This is a genomic window from Spiroplasma endosymbiont of Danaus chrysippus (assembly GCF_902809815.1).
Classification (GTDB): Bacteria; Bacillota_I; Bacilli_A; order Mycoplasmatales; family VBWQ01; genus Spiroplasma_E.
The window spans coordinates 181,799-204,867 of the sequence record NZ_CADDIL010000002.1; the positions used below are offsets into that span (position 1 = coordinate 181,799).

Sequence of the window (23,069 nt, forward strand, 5' to 3'; positions counted from 1 at the left end):
CTTATAATTTAGTTTCTAATTATTTTTATAACAAATTTTATAATTTTTACATACAATATGATTTATTTTTGATTTATCACTTTAATGATTTATATTAATTTAAAAAATTAAATATGATTGTAAATAAAAGTGCTAAAATTAAAATAAATATTGAAATAAATCATGATCAATTTCTTTTTCATCAATTAGAATTTTTATATTCATAACCTTTAGTAGTAATTTTAGTTTCAGTTTCAACATATTTTATTTTAATTTCATGATTTCCTTTAAATAATAGTTCTTTTATTAAAGAGTCTGATTGATTTCTAAAAGTAAAACGTAATTTTTCATTTAACGAAACTTCTTTATTTAAAGTGTCTTTATCTGTTCATCAATATCCAACATCGCTAAATTCTTCTCAATCTTTTTCAAAGGAAGAAATATTGAAATTATTTTTTTCTATTTTTGAAGTTCAAACTCTTACAACATAAATATTATTTTTTGATATTAAATTATTTTTTAAAAGAAATAAGTTTTGATTAATTTTATTAATAAACTCATTAGTTTTTAAATTATATTCAGTGCTAATATTTATATATTTTTTACTTAAAATATAATCTTAAGCAAAATTATTCATTCCTTTTATTCAATCATCATATAATTTTTGTATATTAACTTCTATTTTAAAAATAATAGTATTATTTTCATTATGTATTTGATAATCTGAATAATTTTCTGGTTTTAAAAAATGTAAAGGACTATCAAAATAAACACTATTTGTTGAAATAGTTTCTTTTAAAAACTTAAATTTTAATAATTCTAAATTATTTTTTTCAATATTATTTAATCTTTTTTAATCCAATTTTTCTTTAACATTTAATTTTCCAATTTAATTATATTTATTATTTAATTGATAGCAAATCATTAAATTTTCTAATAACATGGAAATAGTCATTGGTCCAACACCACCAGGCACAGGAGTAATTGCTGAAGCGGTATTTTTCATTATTTCAAAATTAATATCACCAACAACTTTTTTTTCTTTACCTTGATAATTAATTGCTACATCAATAATAACAACATCACGTTTAACTTGACTACTATTAATAATATTATAGAAACCAGTAGCACTACAAATGATATCAGCTTCTTTAGTATAAAGAGTTAAGTCTTTAGTTAATTTATGAACAATGCTAACAGTTGCTCCCATATTAGTTAATGATAAAGCCAATGGTTTACCAACAATATTACTATCGTTAATGATAGTAATATTTTGTTTAGAAATGGGAATTTGATAGTGATTTAGTAATTTTAAAATACCTTTTACTGTACAAGGCAACATTGCTTTTTTATCACCTTGTAATAATCTTCCGGCATTAATATTTGTTAAACCATCAACATCTTTATTAATAGTAATGCTATTAATAATTGCTAATGTATCTAAATGTTTTGGTAGTGGTAATTGTACTAAAATTCCATCAATATTATTATCACTATTTAATTGTTCAATTTTATTAATTATTTCTTTTTGTGTTACTGTTGTTGTTAGTGAAAATACTTGTCCATCAATACCACATTCTTGACATGCTTTAATTTTAGTTCGTACGTACATTTGTGATGCTAAATCTTCACCAATAATTATTACTGCTAGTTTAGGTTTACGATTAGTAATAGTTGTTACTTGTGCTTTAATTTTTGCTTTAATTTGCTGGGCAATTATTTTACCATCTAAAATTTTTATCATATGTGTTCACCGTTTCTTAATTTATCCAATTAATACGTTTTCTTCAACTCTACTTATCGTTGGTTTTGATTTACGATCACTTCAAGCAAGAACAGTAGTTGATACTCCTAATTGTCCCACAAACATGACAAAAATTAAACTAAGTTGACTAAAAATAGCTAATTTCGAATTATCAAATAATGAAAGTCCCGTTGTTCCAAAAGCACTTGAAACATCAAAAATTACTTTTGCAAAGGTCATATCAGAATTATCTTTTATAAAAACATTTTCAATTGTGATAATCATTACTGATACAAAAACGGTGGTGGTGGTTAGCCCTAAATACTGGACCACTTTTGGATAGACAGTTTTAAATTTTTATTTGTGAAATTGGTGGTTTTAGAAATTTAGAATGTATTCTTTCGTAATTATAAAACATAATATATTGGTTTACATCATTTATAGCTTCATTGAGAGAAAAATATTGATTTGAACCTTTAGGTAGTCATTCTTGAGATAAATGAGAAAATCAGTTTTCAGATATTACATTGCCACCAATATCATAAGGTTGTTTTTTGCTTAAAATTATTTGCTTATCAGCAGCTCAATTTGTGATGTCTTGACAATAAAATTCGTTGGCGTTATCTGAGTGTAAAATAACGTTTTTTACTTGGTTTCAAGAGAATTGTTGATTTATTTTTTCAAGTGCAGGAAGGATTAAATCTTGATAGGATTTGTTTGAACATGTATTATAGCTTACAATATTATTTGAATAAAAATCAATAATTACAAAAAGATATAATCAACCTTCTTTAGTATTTATTTGTTTAGTGTCCATTGATCAAATTTGATTTGAAGAGGTTGTACTTTTATAATCTTTGTTTACTTTATCCATTGTAGGTATTCACTTATTTGGATTTTTTTTGTTTTTAGGATAGTTATTTTTAGTTTGTTTTAATCCTTGAAGATTGTGATCTTTCATAATTTTTCGCATTTGTTTTGTTGATAATTCTAGATTTAAAATAATATGTTTGTATTGTTTTAATCATTCTTTAAATGCTGAAAAAATTCGTAAATAGCCATAAATTTGTCCTTTTCTTGTAAAATGAAATTCAAGTAAAAGTTGGCATAATTCTTGATATTTATGTGTACAATTACTAATTTGATTTTTTTCTTTTTTAATAGGGTTTTGTTTGTTTTTTACAAAATAATATGTTGATCGGTTTAGTTGAAGATGTTGGCAAAGATATCTAATTGAATATTGGTTTTTGCTATCATCAATAATTTGAATTTTTTGTTTGATATTTAACTTGTTAATTACTAATGCTATTTGTTTAATTTTATCCATTATTAAAAATCCTTTCATGTCAAAATTAGTGTTAATTGTATAACACAATTGTTTTTCGAATACATTCAAGTTTTTTTTAAATTAATGGTCTAGTAAAAAGGGCTAAGTAGCAAGTAGCAAGTAGCTGTCAAGACATCACAAATTGATTGAAACTAATTATAGTTTTCAATCAATTTTTTTAATATTTCTTTAGAAACTTGTGGATTTGCTTGTCCTTTAGTTAGTTTCATTAATTGACCCATAAAAAATTTCATTGCTTTTTCTGGATTGAATTTATAAATAGTAATCATGTTTTCATTTGCTTTTAAAATTGTGATTAATATTTTTTCTAAATCATTACTATCACTTACTAAAGTAATACCTAATGTTCTAATAAGATCGGTAGGGCTTTTTTCACTATTAATCATAATTGCATTTAATAACTGTTTACTTTGTTTATCATTAATTTTTTGCTCATAAACTAGACTAACTAATTGTGATAGATTATTAGCAGTAAGTTCGCTGTTTTTAATAGTAGTGTTATTAGTATTACAATAAGCTTGCACAGGACCTACTAAATAATTAAAGGTAGGTAATGCTAAATTATTAATGGCAACTGTTTGTTCAAAAATAGTTAATATTTCTACTTTGTCAATTAATAAATTAATATCTTTTGTTGGTAGATTGTATTGTTTTTTTAATCTTTCCATTATTTCTTTAGGCAATTCAGGAAGATTTTTAGCAATCATTTTGATTCATTTTTCGTCTAGTTGAATTGGAAAAATATTTGGTTCAGGAAAATATTTATAATCAATTTTATTTTCTTTGCTACGCATGCTAACGGTTTTATTAGTTTTTTCATCAAATCTTCTAGTTTCAAGATTAATTTTTTGTTTTTTATTTAAAATATTAGTTTGACGATTAATTTCATCATTTATTGCTAAAGTAATATTATGTGTAGAATTTAAGTTTTTAATTTCAACTTTGGTACCTAAAATATCACTACCATGTGGTTTTAACGATATATTAATATCACATCGTAATGAGCCTTCATTCATTTTAGCATCACTAACTTGTAAATGAATTAATAATTGACGTAGAGTATTAATATATGCTACTACTTGTTCACTTGTGTTAAAAATTGGTTTAGTAACAATTTCCAATAAGGGAATTCCCGCTCGATTATAGTCTAATAATGTTTTTTTATTATTATGAATTTGTTTTGCTGTATCTTCTTCAATATGTAAGCGTTCAAAACTAACAATAAATTCTTCATTATTTACAACTATTGGTAATTCACCATTTCTGCCAATTGGATGAAAAAATTGTGTGATTTGATAACCTTTAGGTAAATCGGGATAAAAATAACTTTTTCGATCAAAACGTAAGAGTGGATCAATATTCATTTTTAAAGCAGTACATGTTTGAATTGCCATTATAATAACAGCTTGATTAACTGTTGGTAATGTTCCTGGATATCCGCAATCAATGGCATTAATTTGAGTATTTGGTTTTTGACCAAAAGTATTGGCGGCGTTGGAAAAACATTTAGTTTTAGTTTTTAATTCACAGTGGATTTCAATACCCATTACAACATCATATTTATTATTCATGATCATCACCTAGTAGTTTATTATTAAAATTAATTTTTTTACTTAAAAATGAAGCAATATTCAATATAACTTGATCATTGAAAGGTGCACCATTAATATTAAAACCAATCGGTAAACCATTAACAGTAGTTAACGGAATATTAATGCTTGGTCCACCATTTAAATTAGAAAGTAGTAGTAAGTCTTCTAAATAATCATGTTCACTTTTAATAACTTTTTTTTGTTCTAATACATCTTTAATTTTTGGAGCTGGATTAATATTTGGCATAATAATGAAAGCATCATATTTTTTAAAGATAGTATTTAAATGTTCAACAATTAATCTTCTTACTTTTTTAGCTTTGTTAAATAATTCTTCTTGATGATTTTCAGATAAAGCATATGCACCAATAATGTATCTGCGTTTTACCATATCACCGAAACCAAATGTTCGTGAATTTGTCATAACTTCTTGATAATTTTTACCATTTTTACGAACACCAAAATTAATACCAGTTAGATTTGCGTGGCAACTAGTTGCTTCAGCAAAAGAAATAATCATATAGACCGGTAATAAAGATTGTAATAATTCTTTATTAAATTCAATTTGTTGAACTTTTGCACCACCATCAGTTAAATGCTTTATTGCTTCATCAAAACTAGATTTAACTATATCATTTCACTGATAATCATTATAATTTAAAATAGCAATATTTTTATCTTCTATATTTTGATTTAAGTTTTGAGTATAATCTTTTTCTTTACTTTGAACACTAGTAAAGTCTTGTTCATCAAATAAAGCAATACTATCCAAGACAATGGCAATATCTTCGACATGATTAGTAAATATACCAACTGTGTCTAAACTTGGAGCATAAGGAAAAACACCATTTCTTGAAATTAAACCATATGTTGGTTTAAAACCAACAATACCACAATAAGCGGCAGGTTTACGTATTGAATCACCAGTATCTGTTCCTAAAGCAAATGGTACAATTCCAGCAGCGACTAAAGCTGCACTGCCACTAGAACTACCACCAGTGATATGTTTTAAATTCCAAGGGTTTAAGACATGACCAGTAGCTGCATATAAACCATCTCCACCCATTCCTAGTTCATCAAGAGCAGTTTTAGCTATATTAATGGCTTTATTATTTGTTAATAACATATTAACAGTACTGTCATAATTAGGAATAAAATTAGCAAGAATTTTTGATGAACCTGTTGTTAAGAAATTAATAGTAGCAATATTATCTTTCATTACAAATGGAATTGCTGCTAATAAATTATCATTAATTTCTTGTTCAGTAATTGATTTTGTTTGTTTAATGGCATTTTGTTCCAGTGAAGTAACAACAGCATTTAATTTTTTGAATTGTTCTACTCGTTTGTATACTAATTTAGTTAATTGATCTGGAGTAAGTATTTTTGTTTTTAATAATTCATGAAGTTGACGAATTGAAAGTTGGTGGTAATTAATTTTCATGATTAATCACCTGATTAATACTAATGTAATTATTTTCAACTTCTGGAGCAATATTTAAAACAGTTTTAGATGTTAAATGAGTTCCAACATTATCGGAACGTAATAAATTATTAATAATAGGAAATGGGTAATTTAAAGGTTCAATATCATTTGTATTAATATTTGTCACAATTTCCATTTGTTTTTCAATAGCTTTAAATTCTAGTAAAAGATTTTCACATTGTTCTTCGCTTAAATTGAACATAAGTTCGTTAGCAAATTCATGTAGCATTTTTGTTTTCATTTTCTTTTCAATTTTATCCATTTTTTGCTACCTCTTTCAATAAATTTTGTAATTGCTCTTCATTAATAATTTTAACATTAAGTTTGCGTGCTTGTGCTAATTTATTTCCTGGATTTTCTCCAACAATTAAATAAGAAGTATTATTACTAATAGTATTGGTAATTTTAGCACCATAGTTATTTAATAATTGAATGAATTCGTTACGACTTTTAGTTAAAGTTCCAGTTAAGACAAAAGTTTTACCATTCAATACTTGTGATTGGTTTTTTTGTAAATAATTAAACTTAAGTTTAAAGTTTTGCAAGTTAGTAATTAGTTGTTGATTAGTAGGATTAAGGAAATAATCAATAACACTAGTAGCAATTGTTGGACCAATTTCATTAGTATTAGCTAGATCATCAAAGGTTGCTTCCATTAAGTTATTTAAAGTTAAATATTTTTTTGCAAGAATAATTGCTGTTTTTTGGCCAACATGGCGAATTCCCAAACCGAATAAAAGTCTTTCTAAGGAATTTTGTTTTGATAGAATAATTGAATTAGCAAGATTAGTGAAAGATTTTTCACCAAAACGTGGTAATGATAGTATTTCTTTTCGTAAATTAACTAAATTGTAAATATCACTAATAGTTTTAATTCATTTTAAATCTAAAAAACGTAATAATATTTTTTCATTTAAACCAATAATATCCATAGCATTTCTTGAACAGAAGTGCATTAATGATTTAAGAATTCGTGATGGACAATCACTATTAATGCAAAATTGATCAACTTCTGGCGGAACTTGTTCCAATTTTGTTTTACAAACTGGACAATGGATAGCTTTTTTAAAAATAATATTGTTTATTTGACGATTACTAATAATTGGAGCAATTACTTCTGGAATAATATCACCCGCTTTTTTAACACTTACTAAATCATTAATACGTAAATCACGATTAATAATATAATCACCATTATGAAGTGTGGCAAAAGTAACGGTAGTACCAGCAATTATCACTGGTTGTAATCTAGCATTATAGGTTATTTTTCCTGTTCTACCAACAGTTGGAAATATATCTAAAAGCTTAGTAACACTAGTAACAGCAGGAAATTTATAAGCTATTGCTCATTTTGGTGCCTTATTAGTTCTTCCTAACATATCATAACTGGTTAGATCATTAATTTTAATGACAATACCATCAATTTCATATGGTAATGTATTTCTTAACTTTTCATATTTCTGAATATAAGTTCATACTTCTTCAATATTTTTACATAACTGTCATTGTTCATTAATTTTGAATCCATATTTTTGTAAGGTAAATAGTGCTTGTTCATGGGTTTTAATATTATCATTAGTAGCATTAATATAATAGTAAAGAAAACCATCTAATTTTCTTGAATTAACAATATTAATATCAAGTTGGCGAATAGTACCGGCTGTAGCATTGCGAGGATTAGCAAAGAGTGGTAAGTTTTGTTGTTGTTGTTTTTCATTAATGCGATTAAATTCTTCTTTACTTAAATATATTTCTCCTCTTACTTCTAATTTAGAATTAATTGGTATTGTTTTTGGTATTGTTTTAATTGTCAAAATATTATTGGTAATGTCTTCACCAGCAATACCATCACCTCTGGTAGCAGCAGTTTTTATTTTTCCTTTTTCATAAGTTATAGAAATTGATAGACCATCAATTTTTAGCTCACAAACATATTCAATGTTATTTTCTGATAATGTTTTTTTAATTTGTTGATCAAATTTTAGTAAATCTTCATAGTTAAAGGCATTACCCAAACTTAGCATTGGTTGTTGGTGAAAAATTTTTGTTAAAGAATTAAGTGGTTTATTACCAACAGTTTTAGTTGGAGAATCATTACTATTAAATTGGGGATATTGTTCTTCTAATTTTATTAATCTATGATAGGCGCTATCATAAAGTTCGTCACTAACAGTAGGTTTATCTAAAACATGATATTCATAATTTCATTGTTTAATTTGGTTTCTTAATTGTATTATTTCATTTTTAATATCATTATTTTTGTTACTCATATTACTTTCTCCTCTAATTGGTTTGTTAATAAGACATAATTAATTATAAATGAATTATTACTTTAATTGTAATTTTGTTTTATAAAAGTATAATTTAGTAATGTAAATAAAATAAATAAATAATAATATACATTTTTTTAAAAAAATGATTATAATAAAATTAGTATTAAAAAATAATGGCTAATTAAGTATTTAGTTTTTAAACTCCTGTTAAGTTTATTGTGACTTAAAGGTTTTTTATATATAACTAGACACATTTTTTAATATTAACCTTTGATAAGTTTTAAGTATAGTACTAAAACTAAAAATAATTACTTTAATTTTATATGAGTTAGGAGTAAGTTATGAAAGATACATATGCATCTGTTCGTTTAGCACAAAAGCCAGAAAATTCTTTTGTTTGTCATCGATGTGGTAGGGTTATTTTAATTGCCGAATTTTTAGAAGCAAAAAATATTCAATTGAATTGTAATCGATGTGGTTTTAAAAAGCATGTTGAAAAAATTAAAATAGAAAAAAAAGCAGAAATTAAAAAAACTAGAATTGCTGCTATTTCTTCGAAAAATTCTTCTAAAAAATAACTTAGATTAGATTAATATTAATAATATTATAAAAAAAGAACTCAATTGAGTTCTTTTTTACTTATTTTTTAGTTTTTTCATTTAAATACTCTTGATAATTGTTATTTACTTGTTCTCAATTGATAACTTTTAATAATGCTTGTAAGTATTTCTCTTGTTCGTTTTTATATTGTAAATAATGTGCATGTTCTCATACATCAATAGCGATCAATGGATACATATTCAAGAATCATGGATTGTCTTGATTAAAAGTTTTGTATAGTCTTAATGTACCATTATTGTCAATTACTAATCATGCTCAACCACTTCCAAAAATATCTATGGCAGTTTTTGTTAAAGCGGCTTCAAATTTTTCATAAGATTCAAAGCGATTAATTATTGCTTTACCAATAGCTGATTTTTCATTAAAACTTTTATTTTTCCCCAATAGTGAAAAGAAAAGATTATGATTAATTACTCCCCCACCAAATTGTCGAATGCTACTTTGTAATTTTTTTACATTACAAGTTTCTTTATCCTCACATATATCTTCTAATTTACAATAATTACTTAATAAACGATTTAGTTCCCCTTTAGTTTCAAGATTATAATCAGAAAAAACTTTCGGATGTTTATCCATCACTAATTTTAAAGAAGTTAAATATTTCTTATGAAGTTCTTCATAATGATGTTTCATTGTTTCTTGTGAAATATAAGGTTCTAAAGCATCATAATTATATGGTAAATCGATAATATTAATCTTGTATTTAGGCATTCTTTTCTATCCTCCTTTTCTTTTTAAACTCTTCACATATAAATATTGCATTACATTATAATAAATTAATGTAAAATTACAAGTTTATTATATTACAAGATTTCTCACTATATGTTATACTAAAAATTAATATTAAATACTAATTTTAGTAACAAAGGGTGAAAGTTTTCGTGCAGTACTTATACATGTTTAATAAAAAATCTAATCAAATTAATGTTTCTCACAACAATGATATCATACGTAGAATTAATGTAAACCAAACTGATAACATTAATAGTAATAATTTAGAAAAAAATGAACAAAAACAGTCATTTATTGATAAATTTACTTCAAAATCACTTAGTTGTGATGACACCAATAACTTTAATTTCAAAACAGCCAGTTGGACTCTAACAATAATTTATCTTATATCTTTTATTATAATTCCAATTCTTTATAGTTTAATCAAAACTTATGCTGTAAAAGATACTAGTCAAAGTTCATTTCTTAGTCTTTTTATTTTTAGTTTATTGCCAATTTTTGGCTTAGTTGTTTCACTTGGTATTGATTGAGAAACTATGATTAAAAAAGGTGGGTGGGCTGCTTATAGTCATAGTGTATTTGGTTTTATTAGTGTAGTATTTGTTCTTTTATTTTTTATTGCAACAAAAGTTATTAGTGGTAAAGATGATGATGTAACTTCGCTTGCTACTACATTTTTAATTCAACAGTTATTTCAATTGTTAGGATCAATTTTAGTATTAATATTTTGTAGATCATTACGTGAGAGAATTATTACTACCTTAAAAGAAGCAAAATTAGATTTAATAACTTGAGTTACCATTTTTGCTGTTATTGGTACTATTTTAAATATTATTTTCAACATAATTCCTAAATTTAGTGAATTTAATATGTTAACAAGTAATAATACTTCAAAAAATCAAGATGTTTTAAACTTATTAATGAATAGTCCATATGGCATTTTTGTTTTAGTTCTTAGTACTATTTTTATTGCTCCAATTAATGAAGAAATATCATATCGTCATGGTACTTTTACCATTGTTCGTTATCGTTGGTTAGCATATGCTGCTTCATTAATTTATTTCCCATCAATGCATGTTATGGATAGTGGTGATTGAAATAATATTATTGGTTATTTAGGATTTAGTATTATATTACCCTTATTATTTATAATGACACGCGGTAATACTACATATACTATTGGTTTACATGCTTTTTCTAATCTAATTGCAACTATTTCTGGTTTTATTAATAAAAATTAAAAGGAGAAATTATGACTACCCTAACAATTACTGCCAATGATGCTGATCAAACTTTAATTAATTATTTAAAAAAAGTATTTAAAACACTACCACTGTCAAAAATTTATCGTTTATTTAGAACAAAAAAAATCAGAGTTAATAATAAAACTACTACTGATTTTAAATATCGCTTACAAGAAAATGATTTAGTAGTCATTTATGAAAGTAATTTAGTTGTTAACTATAAACCAGAAAAAATTATTAAAGAAGCACCAATTGAATTGTTTTATGAAGATGATAATTTTTTAATTGTTAATAAAGATCATAATATTGTTGTCCATCAACCATATGGTTCTTGCTTAGATAACATGGTAAAATATTATTTACAACAAAAATACCCGAAGAAGAAACGTGAGCAAACATTTAATATTAGTCATCAGTATCGTTTAGATAAACTAACTAAGGGTTTAATTATTTATCCAAAAAATAAAATGACACAAAACGCACTTCATAATGCTATCAAAAATGGTCAAATTATTAAAAAATATTTGGCTATTTGTTCTGGCCAATTAACTAAAAATTTAAATATTTCTGGCTATATTACTCATGATGAGTTAACAATGAAAATGAAATTTTCAATTGAACCAAGTGAACAAAGTAAAAGTTGTAGCACCATCTTTACACCAATATTTAATACTAAAGACTTTACTTTAGTTGAGTGTCAATTAGTTACTGGTAGAAAACATCAAATTCGTAGTACTTTACAATTTTTAAATTTACCAATTGTTGGTGACACTAAGTATGGATCAACAATAGTTACTCCTAATAAAATTGCATTATTTGCTTATTATTTGTCATTTAATGATTTAGAAAAACCATTTACTTATTTGAATGATCAAAATTTTATAATAAAAGATTTAAAAACAGATTTAATTAAACAGATTAAAAAAGAAAAATGATAAAATTAATCTATACTTAATTAATTTAATTTAATCAAGTCGTTTTAATTCTGTAATATTTAAATCTTTTTTTTCATTATACTCTGATTTCATTTTTTTCCTACTTTCTTCAAGTTTCATTAATTCTAAATAAAATAAACCATCGTCATTTAAAAATGACAATGGTTTATTTTACACTAGTAATTAATTGATATCATTATAATATACTTATTAAATTAAATCTACTAAAATTTAATAATTTTTCTATACTAAGTATGGATTATACTTTGATGATCTTCCTTAAAACAATCATGAATTTTAACATCATAACTATTAAATAAATTTTCATAATCAACATTAAATGGCACTAGTAATTGGTTTTTACTAGAAAAACGAGTAATTAATAAGTGCAAATAATGATGATCATTATTAGCATTTAAAGTTTGTTCATAATAAGCGAACCGTTCTTTATACTTAAATTGAATTGCTAATACTTTAAAATTATGTGATAAATAATTACGAACATCTTTAATATACTCTAACTGTTCTAATAAAATTTTACTATCATTAAATTCTTTGATACCAAAATAATGAGCAATCTTAGCGATACTTTTATCATTTAAAGTTTGTAATAATTTCATTGTTCATTCAAATGACATAACTTCTATTAAACTGCGTATTGTTCGTGATTTTAAAACACCACTTCTATTATATTTATTATAACCGGCACGAATCAAACGTAAAGCTGTTTTCATTTGAGCTAGGTGTTCTGGATTAAGAAAAGTAGCATTATCTAAATTTTGAACATTATCATTAAAAAGTTGATGTAATAAAGCATTTTTTAAAGAATTTTCAATCATTAAAATATGTTTTAAATACAATAAACGTAAATCAATGTTTAATAATAATAAATCTTTAAGTTGATGTTGAGGATAATTACGCTTTAATAATTCTAAATATTTTTCTTCAACAATATTTTCTGCAAATCATTCTTCATTTAATAACATGTAATTCACTCCTTAAATAAACTAACCTCTAATTTTATAAATACCAACGCGAATAGAAGAATTTTCAGATTCTTTTGTTTCACTTTTAATATCTACTTCTTTTTTTCTTCGTAACAACTCTTGTTCAATAAAGTCATCAACGTTCATATTGGTACTTTGATAAGTAGCAGTTCAATCAAATGTTTTATTAGTAAAGTTATTTTTAGGTTTATTACTATCTTTAAAAAATTCTTGTACTTCTTGATTCATAAATGCTTTTTGCTTACGTTTACGTGAAAATAAATTAGTAAAGAATTTCTTAAAATTAAAAATTGATCAAAACTGACGAAAATTAATAGTCATTGCTAAACCAAAAATTAAAATTGATGAATACAATAATGAATAACCGATAACTCGTAATACAAAACTATAATCTGTGAAATTATATGTTGGTGGATATTTATCAAAGAAATAAAGACATCCAAATAATGTTACTGCTAAAATTGGAATAATTAACACTAAAGTATTTTGAATAATAAAACGTAAATCACTATTATACGTCAAATGTTTTCAAACATAAACTCAGATTGAAATTAAACGATAAACTCAACCAATACAACTTGATAAAAGAATCATATATAAACTTAATGATAAATATTGATAACTTTGATGTTTTCAACCTAAATTTGATAGTATTCAACCCAAAATAACACCTAAAAAAAGATTTATTATTGATTGAATATATGAACCTCAAATTGTTTCTTTGTGTTTTACAGTAGCATTTACAATAACTTTTCCTGGTTCGGTTGCCACTTGAATTGTATTTTTTAAAGATAAAAGTAAAATAAATCATGGTTGTGACAAAAATAAATTAATAAAAAGATTTTTTGAAGAATCAAAATTACCATCACAATTATTAATATTTGTAATACTTAAAGCAGACACTAAATATTGAGTAATAATAAATTGATTAATAAATAAAAAACCAGCAATCATATAAGCATATAACTCAAATTTAGTATACACAGTTCATCTAATTCGTCCACTTTTGGCAATTCAATATCCAAAAACTTCGCGAAAAGAACTAATTAAAATTAAAGCAATGGAGCGCATTGTTGTGGCAATAATAATATAAATAGTGTAAATTGATGTTGTTGTCAGTGATAAAAATAAAGTAATTAAAATAATATCAATGTTAGAAATAATCATGTCAGGTAAACAATTCAGGGCTACTCATCATGATTGTTTTAGCATCCTTTTTTGTTGTATTCATTTTTTATGTTGTAATCATGGATATTCAATTTTAATAAGGATAAAAGTAACAAATGCTTTTAATACACCACAAACAAAATAAGCAAAAAAAGGAATATACATATCTATTGGTTTACCATCAGATTTTCTAATAACTAATAACGTCATTAGTAAAATATACATAATAATCTCTGAAAAAATAAAAATTAAACGATTTAAATAACCTTTTTGATCAGCTTGAATTAAATTTTGATAAGCACCACTAAAATAAAAAAAGATTAATTCACGTGATCCTAAAGAAATAATAATAAGTGCTACTTGTCAAAAAGGAATTTCCATATCTAAACCAATTTCTGGTAAATGAACACTAGCTAATCCTAAAATAAAAGCAGCACTGACAAGAATAATTAAATATATTCTTCCTGAATGATGATAATTTTTTCTTGTCGTATTAATAATATCGTTGACGGTTTCATAATCATCATTTTGTAAAGGACGATATAAAGAAAAAATGGTAATTAAACCAAGTCCTCCTTCTGTCAAACTAAGGTAAGTCAAAAAAGAAATAATAACACGAATTAAACCATTAATTTTGTCACCGTATGCTAAACCAGTAACATAAAGAAAAGTTAACTGTAAAATAGAGATAACAATTGTCATGATAACACCAACAATTGTATTAAAAATACCTTTTTTAGTTGTCATTACTTCACCCAATCTATATAAATAAAACTAATTTTGTTTTTTACTTAAATATGTTAACAACCCAAAATTAAAAGTTCAATATTATTAATCACTATTAAAAATAAAAAAATAGTAAAAAAATAAAAATGTAATCTATCAAGTATATAGGGGCTTTGCCCCTAGTTGCTTTGCAACTCACCCCAGTGCCGTAAACGCCACGGCCAACCAATCAAGGTTCTGGTTGGCTTCGACCAATAATATAGGTTTACTCTATTTTAACATCTTTCTTATTTTTCTTAGAATATTTATTTCTATAATAACAAGTACGGCATACAGTATTTTCAGTTTCTTTCTTTTCAGTTTGTAATATATTATCCAACTTATCTAATCCTACTGCTCTAATATCATCAACAGTAAAATCTAATGCTTGTGATTGTTCATAGTCTTTAACATTACTTAATTCACTCTTTAAAGAATGAATATAATTTAAAGCACGACTATTATATCTTTGTAAATAAGACCTAGGAAATCATAAACTAAAAGTCATAGTGGTGGTTAGCCCTAAATACTGGACCACTTTTGGATAGACAGTTTTAAATTTTTATTTGTGAAATTGGTGGTTTTAGAAATTTAGAATGTATTCTTTCGTAATTATAAAACATAATATATTGGTTTACATCATTTATAGATTCATTGAGAGAAAAATATTGATTTGAACCTTTAGGTAGTCATTCTTGAGATAAATGAGAAAATCAGTTTTCAGATATTACATTGCCACCAATATCATAAGGTTGTTTTTTGCTTAAAATTATTTGCTTATCAGCAGCTCAATTTGTGATGTCTTGACAATAAAATTCGTTGGCGTTATCTGAGTGTAAAATAACGTTTTTTACTTGGTTTCAAGAGAATTGTTGATTTATTTTTTCAAGTGCAGGAAGGATTAAATCTTGATAGGATTTGTTTGAACATGTATTATAGCTTACAATATTATTTGAATAAAAATCAATAATTACAAAAAGATATAATCAACCTTCTTTAGTATTTATTTGTTTAGTGTCCATTGATCAAATTTGATTTGAAGAGGTTGTACTTTTATAATCTTTGTTTACTTTATCCATTGTAGGTATTCACTTATTTGGATTTTTTTTGTTTTTAGGATAGTTATTTTTAGTTTGTTTTAATCCTTGAAGATTGTGATCTTTCATAATTTTTCGCATTTGTTTTGTTGATAATTCTAGATTTAAAATAATATGTTTGTATTGTTTTAATCATTCTTTAAATGCTGAAAAAATTCGTAAATAGCCATAAATTTGTCCTTTTCTTGTAAAATGAAATTCAAGTAAAAGTTGGCATAATTCTTGATATTTATGTGTACAATTACTAATTTGATTTTTTTCTTTTTTAATAAGGTTTTGTTTGTTTTTTACAAAATAATATGTTGATCGGTTTAGTTGAAGATGTTGGCAAAGATATCTAATTGAATATTGGTTTTTGCTATCATCAGTAATTTGAATTTTTTGTTTGATATTTAACTTGTTAATTACTAATGCTATTTGTTTAATTTTATCCATTATTAAAAATCCTTTCATGTCAAAATTAGTGTTAATTGTATAACACAATTGTTTTTCGAATACATTCAAGTTTTTTTTAAATTAATGGTCTAGTAAAAAGGGCTAAGTAGCAAGTAGCAAGTAGCAAGCTCATAATCTTATCTGCTAAAACAATATGACTTTTTGAAGCAAAAGGATTATATTGATTTTTACCATTTATTGTTCAAATAAAAGCATTATTATCAATAGCTTTAACTTTGTCTATTAAATCACTGTCACCTTTACCATCAATAATGATTACAGTTTGATTTAGTTTATATACAAGTTGATTTATTATTGATAATGCTGTTGTAGTTTTCCCTGAACCCGTTGCACCAATTAACAAAGTATGTTGGTTTAGTTTTGATTTGACTAAACCAACTTTTTTATTTAGATTTATCAAATTTTGATTTCCTAATTTTTTAAATTCTTTAATTTGAGATTTTATTTCATTTTTTAGTTTTCAATTTTTTGGATTTCATTTTTCAAATTTATGATTTCAATAGTAAATAAACATACCTAATACAATAAATGCACTTACTCATGCACTATTACTTACTACTCATATTGCTGGTAAATTTTTGAATCATTTAAATCAAGTAAAATGAATATTGTAATATCATGTATAAGCAATTGCTCCAACACAATCCAAAGCAAACCATAATGCAAGAAAAATTAAACTTCATATCATTGCAAAAATTCAAATTTTATGAAAAATATTTTCTTGTCACTTATTTTTTATTCAATTTATCATTTTTTTCACTCCTTTTTGACATATGCCTTTATTTCGCTCATATTTGCTGTTTTTAGCGATGTTTTGATTTTGAATACAAAAACATTCATAATATTTAGTTATTAGACTTTTTTATGTATTTCCAACAATTTTTGTTTCATCATCAATTTGTAAAACTTGAATGGGCAATTGTTCTTGTTTTGAAATCTTAAATCAAAATTTACCTTGATTTGCTTTAGAAAGATAATTTTTAACAGCATCGCTTAATCCACGAGATTGTTGATACATTTGATTTAATGCATTTAAGTCTTCAGGTTGCAAACCACCAATTAATCAATATTGAGCACTGTTTAAAATTCCTGTAAATTTCTTTTTGATTGTTTCATTACCACTAAAATCATTAATATTTTGTGTAATAATAATTAATGAACCATTATATTTTCTAATGCGCTTCATACTGTGAAATAAAAAGTCTAAAGCTATTGGATTATTTTCGTTAGCTAACAAGTGTGCTTCATCGACAACAATAATAATTCTTTGTTGATTTTTACTTAAATTTTGTTCATTATAGGTTTTAATGTTTATCATTTCTTTTCCTAACAATTGTAAAATCAACATCATTTGGATATTTATTATTTTTTTATTGTTATTTTCTAGTAATTCAATTAAATTAAAACAAACTATATTTTTTTCATTTCATTGAAATTTAGTGTGACCATTTCAATATTTAGCATATGTGCCTTGTGTTAAAGATGTTAGTTTAGATTTTAAATTTTCAAGTATAAACTGTTGTTGTTTATTATTTGAAATTTTTAATTTTTGCTTTATTAATTCAAGTGCATCATTGAAAGTTGAAAAATAGTGATTTTCCAACTTAATAAAATTAGTACTTGGTAAAATTTTTTTATTCTTATATGTTTCTTTAACTATTTCAATTAGTGAATTCATAATAGTATCATCATCGTTTAATTTAGGAAATAATGTAATAAAGAATGCTTCTAGTAAAGATAATTGATTATTAAAACTATCTGCATTATCTTCTTCATCATCATTTAATTTAATAATTTCTAAAGGATTAATAACATTACCTAGCGACCCTGATGCATTAATCATTTGCCCATTCAAGTTAGTTACTAAAGTTTTAAATTCGTTTTCAGGGTCTAAAACAAATATTTTTGCATTTTGATATGCTTGATTTAATAATATTTTTTTAGCAGTAAATGATTTACCACTACCACTTTCACCAAAAATTAATAAATTTTTATTTACTCGTTCTTTAGTTTTCTTAAATAAATCCCAAATTACGGGTTTAGCTAAAACTGTTTCAGCAAGTAAAAATCCTTTTTCATCACTTAAGGGCATATCAGGAATAGGAAAACTTGTTGCAAAAGTATCACAAGTCATATCAATAACACATGATTTTTCTAGTAAATTATAAATAAAGTAAGATGAAATAATTGCTTCAGCTTGTAAAAATGACAATTTATCATATTTTCAATTTTTATTAATTGCTAAATTTTTTAATTCTTTTTTACTATTTGAAATTATTTTTTTGTTATTAGAAACACATAAAATAAAAATTGAGATTTCTTTTAAAATATCAGTATCATCTAAAATTGATTGTTGTTCATTTAGAAATGCTTCTTCATAATTTTTATTTTCAATACGTTGACTTTCAGTTTTAGCATAATTGGAAGTATTAGTTTTAATTTTATTAATAGCTTCATCAATTCGTTTTTTAGCATCTTTTTTAGTAACTGGATAAATATTTACTACCAGATTACAATTTTCAACACTAAATAATTGACTTAATCAAAAGGGTGAAATTTTATTTGGTAAATTAGTCAAACTTCAAATAAAACCTTTTTTATTCATAAAATTTTCTTTAATAGAATTTGATAAACAAGCAAATTCATAACCTTCAAAACTAAATTTTTGTCAACAATTAATAATTTGTTCATTATTTAAATTAGCAAATTTTAAATTTGAAAAAGCAAGAGTTTCATTTACCAATTGCAATTGATTTTTGGCTTCAAAAATACTTTTAGCAAATCAAAGTAAATAAACTACTGGTGTTTTTAAATCATGTGAATCATTTAATAATTTTAATTGTTTTATTTGTAAATTAATAAATTGTTTATTAACTTTATTGGCTTTTTTTAATTGATTTGTTAAATTATTAATTTGATTTTCAAAATCATAATTATTATCAATTTTAATTAGTTTACATGGCAAATTAATTACTTTTAATAAACTACTAAAATCATCTAATATTACTTTTTGTTGCTCTATATTTAATAACTGCAAATTTGTTGATTGTAATTGAATTCCTGATAAAAATAAACTTTCTTTTTTGTAATTAAATTGTAAAACTTCAACTGATGAAGTATTAACATAGTGTGGTTTTACAATTACTTTTCTATTAACAAGTAATTTAGTACTATATTTAATAGCATTAAAAATAGTGTTATAAACTCTTGTTTCATTAGAATTTTTAACCAAACTTAAACAACCTAGTAAAAACGTAATTGTTGTTGTAATTCATTTTAAAATTAAAATTGGTAATAAATATGCAATTAAAATTGATGTAATTAAAAACAAAGAGAAAACAACTAAATCAAAGGGAATGTTTAGTAATCTGTGTGACTTACAAAAATAACTATGTTTAATTAATTCTAGTAAATATAATTTATATATCTAGAAAGAGTGAGTTACAGATGGCTAAAAAAGATAATCTTAATAACAATGATCCAATATCAAAAGCAGTAGATTTATTATTAGAAAATACTGAGGATTTAACAACAGTTTTTAAAGAGGGAGGCTTATATAAAGAATTAACTAAACGATTGGTAGAAAAAATATTGAATTCTGAGATGCAAAATTATTTAGGACACGAAAGAAATCAACGCAGTAATAATGACAATGTTCGTAATGGTACAACATCAAAAAAATTAATAACTCAACAAGGTAAAATTGAAATTGATGTACCAAGAGATCGTAATAGTAATTTTGAACCAGTAATAATCACAAAAAGACAGAGAAGATTTGATGGTTTTGATCAACAAGTTCTTTCACTATATGCAAAAGGTATGACTTTATCAGATATTAGAATGCAGTTGCAAGAGTTATATGATGGCGCAGATATTAGCGAAAGCGTAATTAGTCAAATTACTGATGATGTCATTGATGATGTCAAAGCATGGCAAAATCGTCCATTAGATAGTGTTTATCCAATCATTTATTTTGATTGTATCGTAGTTAAAGTACGTCAGGATAAACGTATTATTAACAAATCAGTTTATATAGCTTTAGGAGTTGATTTAGAAGGTAAAAAAGATGTTTTAGGTTTATGAATTAGTGAAAATGAAGGTGCTAAATTCTGATTAAATAATTTTACAGAAATGAAAAATCGAGGCTTAAATGATATTCTTATTGCTTGTAGTGATAATTTAACAGGCATGTCAGAGGCAATACAATCAGTTTATCCTAAAACTGAACATCAATTATGCATAGTTCATCAAATTAGAAATAGCTTAAAATATGTTTCATACAAACATCGAAAGTCTCTAGTTATCGATTTAAAGCCAATTTATACAGCATGTAGTGAAGAACAAGCAATGCAAGCTTTAGAATCATTTGAAAGTAAATGAAATAAACAATATCCACAAATTGCTAAATCTTGATATAAAAATTGAGAAAATTTAATGGTTTTTATTAGTTATCCAGCAGAAATTAAAAGGGTAATTTATACTACAAATGCTATTGAATCTGTTAATAGCCAATTACGAAAAGTTATTAGAAATAAAAAAGTTTTTCCTAATGATATGGCAGTTTTTAAAATTTTTTACTTAGCAATTGAAAATATCACAAAAAAATGAACATTGCCTATTCAAAATTGAAATACAGCAATTGCTCATTTTATGATAAAATTTGAAGACAGAATTAATCTGAACTAGTACTTTGTAAAACAAAGAAACACAGATTACTAAAAAGCCTCTATTATCTGTGATTTTCATTTTATTTAAATTAAAAATTGTATTAAGTAATATACTATTTTCAGTTTTTTCAATAGTTGGAGCAAAATAATTAGATATACCTTTATATTTTACTTCTAAGTTTTTATAAAAATGATTCAATATATATTTTATTAAAGAAGATTTTGTTGTGAATTTGAACAACTGTTTAAAAAGGGATTATTTAATTCTTCACCATTTGCTGATTGTTTATCAAATTTTTTTTCATCAGTTACTTTTTGATCTTGTAATAATGGCATAGTTTCCGTTGAAATTAATGGTGAATGTGGTGTTTCATTATTTTTTATCTCTAACAACAAATTTTTAATTTCAATATTTTTGGCATTTATTATTTCTTTTATTTCTTTATTTTTATTAATACATCCAAAACTAAAAACTTTAATAACAAAATTTAAAATTGGATTTATCTTTTTTTTCTCTAACTTGACAATATCACTTTTTAATTTTGTTATTTTTTCTTGTTTTAATGATAATTTATCTTCTAAATGTCTTTCTTCTTGTTTTATTTTGTATTCTTCTTCAGTTATGAATATAATAAATGAAGATCCTAGACATGAGTTTATTTCATTTATTTTTTCTAATATTTGTTTTTGTTTATTAGATGGATGACTATCAAATTCCGCTTTTGATAAGCAAATTTGTTTTATATCACGTGCAAATAAGATTCTAGAATAAACATGAGCCTCTATATAATTTCCTTCACTTTTACCATAATTACGATGAGGAACAAATTTTTTTTCATTAGCTTTATTAATTAAACTTTCTAAACAATTATATCCAAATAAATCATTTTGACAATATCTTATCAATCTTGGGAAGTGTAAAAAAGTAGATATTTTATCTTTTAATTTCCCACCACTGAATGTAGGTGGTGAATACGTATCATAAGGACTATATGTACAATTATGTTTTACATAATCTTTTAGTATAATAAAAGATTTTCCATACATAGGAGCTCCACCCATAGGATTTTCCAAAAAATCTAATGCTGCATAGCAAGGTCTACTTGTTCACTGAAAATTAGCACTTCTTTTTGTTTGATCGCCAGTAGGGGTTGAAAAACGTCCAAATTTTTCATACTTACTATTATCAAATAATTGATTTAGATAAAATGCAACTTCCTCTATACTTGCTCGACCTACATTATAGTTAGAAATTTCATTTGGTTTTTCCTTATAAGCAAAACAGTTTAAAACCTCTGGTCATTTATTATTAATATCGTATATTTTTGAAAAATCAAAATTAATTGTTAACCTTGATGATTGTAATATTTTAGTAATCTTTTTTAATAAATCTTTTGCATTTTCTTGACTCATCTTGCATTTTTTAGATAATATTTTTAAAGCAGATTCATAATCTTCTTGTTGAGAGGATTCGCATAGTTCATAAATTTGATGTAAAATTTCACTTCTAAACAATTGACCATAAATCTCTTTTTTTAATCTTTCTTCATCTTTTGAATTATTTGATGAAGTTGAAGGCAAACCACCATTAATATGTGATAAATCAGATTGTTTGTTATATGCCATAATATTTATCTCCTCTATACTTAAGATGGACATTTGAAATCTATTTTATTGGTTTAAGCAATAGAGCATTTCTAATACACCTATTGTATTTTTATGTTTTTTATTTATTAAATACAATAAAAACTCATTTATTTTTAAATTAAAATAATGAGTTAAAAAACTAATATTTAGTTTACACTTAGTTATTTTATTAAATTTTAGAAAAAATACAAGTTATTAATTAAAAAAATGTATTTTTTCTAAAATTATTATCACTACTATTTTTCTATATTTCATCAATAAGAAATTATAAAAGATTATGCAATTACTGTAATAATGTTATATATGATT

20 protein-coding genes are annotated in these 23,069 nt (G+C 24.3%); 4 read left to right on the forward strand and 16 right to left on the reverse strand.

Features of this window, described 5'->3' with window-relative positions:
- Positions 1 to 868: 868 nt before the first annotated feature.
- The 7 genes from SPIRDC1_RS02910 to ligA all read right to left on the reverse strand — a co-directional run bounded on the left by SPIRDC1_RS02910 (position 869) and on the right by ligA (position 8,419).
- Positions 869 to 1,723 (reverse strand): bifunctional 5,10-methylenetetrahydrofolate dehydrogenase/5,10-methenyltetrahydrofolate cyclohydrolase, encoded by an 855-nt coding sequence (locus tag SPIRDC1_RS02910; protein ID WP_174480459.1) that lies wholly within the window; start codon positions 1,721 to 1,723, stop codon positions 869 to 871.
- Positions 1,724 to 1,744: 21 nt separating this feature from the next.
- A complete protein-coding gene (locus SPIRDC1_RS02915) occupies positions 1,745 to 2,056 on the reverse strand; it encodes a potassium transporter TrkG (protein WP_174480460.1) in 312 nt (103 codons plus the stop codon).
- 16 nt (positions 2,057 to 2,072) lie between these two features.
- Positions 2,073 to 3,068 (reverse strand): IS3 family transposase, encoded by a 996-nt coding sequence (locus tag SPIRDC1_RS02920; protein WP_174479968.1) that lies wholly within the window; start codon positions 3,066 to 3,068, stop codon positions 2,073 to 2,075.
- 134 nt (positions 3,069 to 3,202) lie between these two features.
- On the reverse strand, positions 3,203 to 4,642 hold the full coding sequence (gene gatB / locus SPIRDC1_RS02925; RefSeq protein ID WP_174480461.1) for an Asp-tRNA(Asn)/Glu-tRNA(Gln) amidotransferase subunit GatB: 1,440 nt from the start codon (positions 4,640 to 4,642) through the stop codon (positions 3,203 to 3,205).
- Positions 4,635 to 6,107: an amidase family protein gene (locus SPIRDC1_RS02930; RefSeq protein WP_174480462.1), complete on the reverse strand. Its 1,473-nt coding sequence runs from the start codon at positions 6,105 to 6,107 to the stop codon at positions 4,635 to 4,637. Before SPIRDC1_RS02930 ends, gatB begins: the two co-directional genes overlap by 8 nt.
- Positions 6,097 to 6,411, reverse strand: coding sequence for an Asp-tRNA(Asn)/Glu-tRNA(Gln) amidotransferase subunit GatC (gene gatC, locus SPIRDC1_RS02935; RefSeq protein WP_174480463.1), 315 nt, complete (start codon positions 6,409 to 6,411; stop codon positions 6,097 to 6,099). Before gatC ends, SPIRDC1_RS02930 begins: the two co-directional genes overlap by 11 nt.
- Entirely contained in the window at positions 6,404 to 8,419 is a 2,016-nt protein-coding gene (gene ligA / locus SPIRDC1_RS02940; protein WP_174480464.1) for an NAD-dependent DNA ligase LigA, read from the reverse strand. Before ligA ends, gatC begins: the two co-directional genes overlap by 8 nt.
- 344 nt (positions 8,420 to 8,763) lie before the next feature.
- Here ligA and SPIRDC1_RS02945 point away from each other — a divergent pair, with 344 nt between their 5' ends.
- Positions 8,764 to 9,000, forward strand: a complete 237-nt coding sequence (locus SPIRDC1_RS02945) for a hypothetical protein (RefSeq protein ID WP_174480465.1) — start codon at positions 8,764 to 8,766, stop codon at positions 8,998 to 9,000.
- A 61-nt stretch (positions 9,001 to 9,061) separates the two neighbouring features.
- Here the strand turns inward: SPIRDC1_RS02945 and SPIRDC1_RS02950 are convergent, their stop codons facing one another.
- Positions 9,062 to 9,754 carry a superoxide dismutase gene (locus SPIRDC1_RS02950; RefSeq protein WP_174480466.1) on the reverse strand — a complete coding sequence of 231 codons (693 nt, stop codon included), beginning with the start codon at positions 9,752 to 9,754 and terminating at the stop codon, positions 9,062 to 9,064.
- Between the two features lie 185 nt (positions 9,755 to 9,939).
- On the opposite strand from SPIRDC1_RS02950, the gene SPIRDC1_RS02955 reads away from it, so the two are divergent.
- Positions 9,940 to 11,016, forward strand: a complete 1,077-nt coding sequence (locus SPIRDC1_RS02955; protein WP_174480467.1) for a CPBP family intramembrane glutamic endopeptidase — start codon at positions 9,940 to 9,942, stop codon at positions 11,014 to 11,016.
- Positions 11,017 to 11,027: 11 nt separating this feature from the next.
- A complete protein-coding gene (locus tag SPIRDC1_RS02960; protein ID WP_174480468.1) occupies positions 11,028 to 11,957 on the forward strand; it encodes an RluA family pseudouridine synthase in 930 nt (309 codons plus the stop codon).
- A 27-nt stretch (positions 11,958 to 11,984) separates the two neighbouring features.
- Here the strand turns inward: SPIRDC1_RS02960 and SPIRDC1_RS10225 are convergent, their stop codons facing one another.
- From SPIRDC1_RS10225 to SPIRDC1_RS02990, 7 genes are all read right to left on the reverse strand, one after another.
- A complete protein-coding gene (locus SPIRDC1_RS10225) occupies positions 11,985 to 12,116 on the reverse strand; it encodes a hypothetical protein (RefSeq protein ID WP_255495901.1) in 132 nt (43 codons plus the stop codon).
- Between the two features lie 86 nt (positions 12,117 to 12,202).
- A complete protein-coding gene (locus SPIRDC1_RS02965) occupies positions 12,203 to 12,940 on the reverse strand; it encodes an Abi family protein (protein WP_174480469.1) in 738 nt (245 codons plus the stop codon).
- Between the two features lie 21 nt (positions 12,941 to 12,961).
- Complete coding sequence (locus tag SPIRDC1_RS02970) at positions 12,962 to 14,875, reverse strand: hypothetical protein (protein WP_174480470.1); 1,914 nt, start codon at positions 14,873 to 14,875, stop codon at positions 12,962 to 12,964.
- A 244-nt stretch (positions 14,876 to 15,119) separates the two neighbouring features.
- Positions 15,120 to 15,431 (reverse strand): hypothetical protein, encoded by a 312-nt coding sequence (locus tag SPIRDC1_RS02975; RefSeq protein ID WP_174480471.1) that lies wholly within the window; start codon positions 15,429 to 15,431, stop codon positions 15,120 to 15,122.
- Between the two features lie 16 nt (positions 15,432 to 15,447).
- Positions 15,448 to 16,443, reverse strand: coding sequence for an IS3 family transposase (locus SPIRDC1_RS02980; protein WP_174480472.1), 996 nt, complete (start codon positions 16,441 to 16,443; stop codon positions 15,448 to 15,450).
- Between the two features lie 58 nt (positions 16,444 to 16,501).
- Positions 16,502 to 17,197 carry a helicase HerA domain-containing protein gene (locus SPIRDC1_RS02985; protein ID WP_174480473.1) on the reverse strand — a complete coding sequence of 232 codons (696 nt, stop codon included), beginning with the start codon at positions 17,195 to 17,197 and terminating at the stop codon, positions 16,502 to 16,504.
- Positions 17,198 to 17,308: 111 nt separating this feature from the next.
- Entirely contained in the window at positions 17,309 to 19,678 is a 2,370-nt protein-coding gene (locus SPIRDC1_RS02990; RefSeq protein ID WP_174480474.1) for a VirB4 family type IV secretion system protein, read from the reverse strand.
- Positions 19,679 to 19,893: 215 nt separating this feature from the next.
- On the opposite strand from SPIRDC1_RS02990, the gene SPIRDC1_RS02995 reads away from it, so the two are divergent.
- Positions 19,894 to 21,132: an IS256 family transposase gene (locus SPIRDC1_RS02995; RefSeq protein ID WP_174480475.1), complete on the forward strand. Its 1,239-nt coding sequence runs from the start codon at positions 19,894 to 19,896 to the stop codon at positions 21,130 to 21,132.
- 191 nt (positions 21,133 to 21,323) lie between these two features.
- On the opposite strand, the gene SPIRDC1_RS03000 is transcribed toward SPIRDC1_RS02995, so the two are convergent.
- The gene (locus SPIRDC1_RS03000) at positions 21,324 to 22,739 is read right to left on the reverse strand and encodes a DUF3626 domain-containing protein (protein WP_174480476.1); all 1,416 of its coding nucleotides are present in this window, start codon (positions 22,737 to 22,739) and stop codon (positions 21,324 to 21,326) included.
- Positions 22,740 to 23,069: the final 330 nt, after the last annotated feature.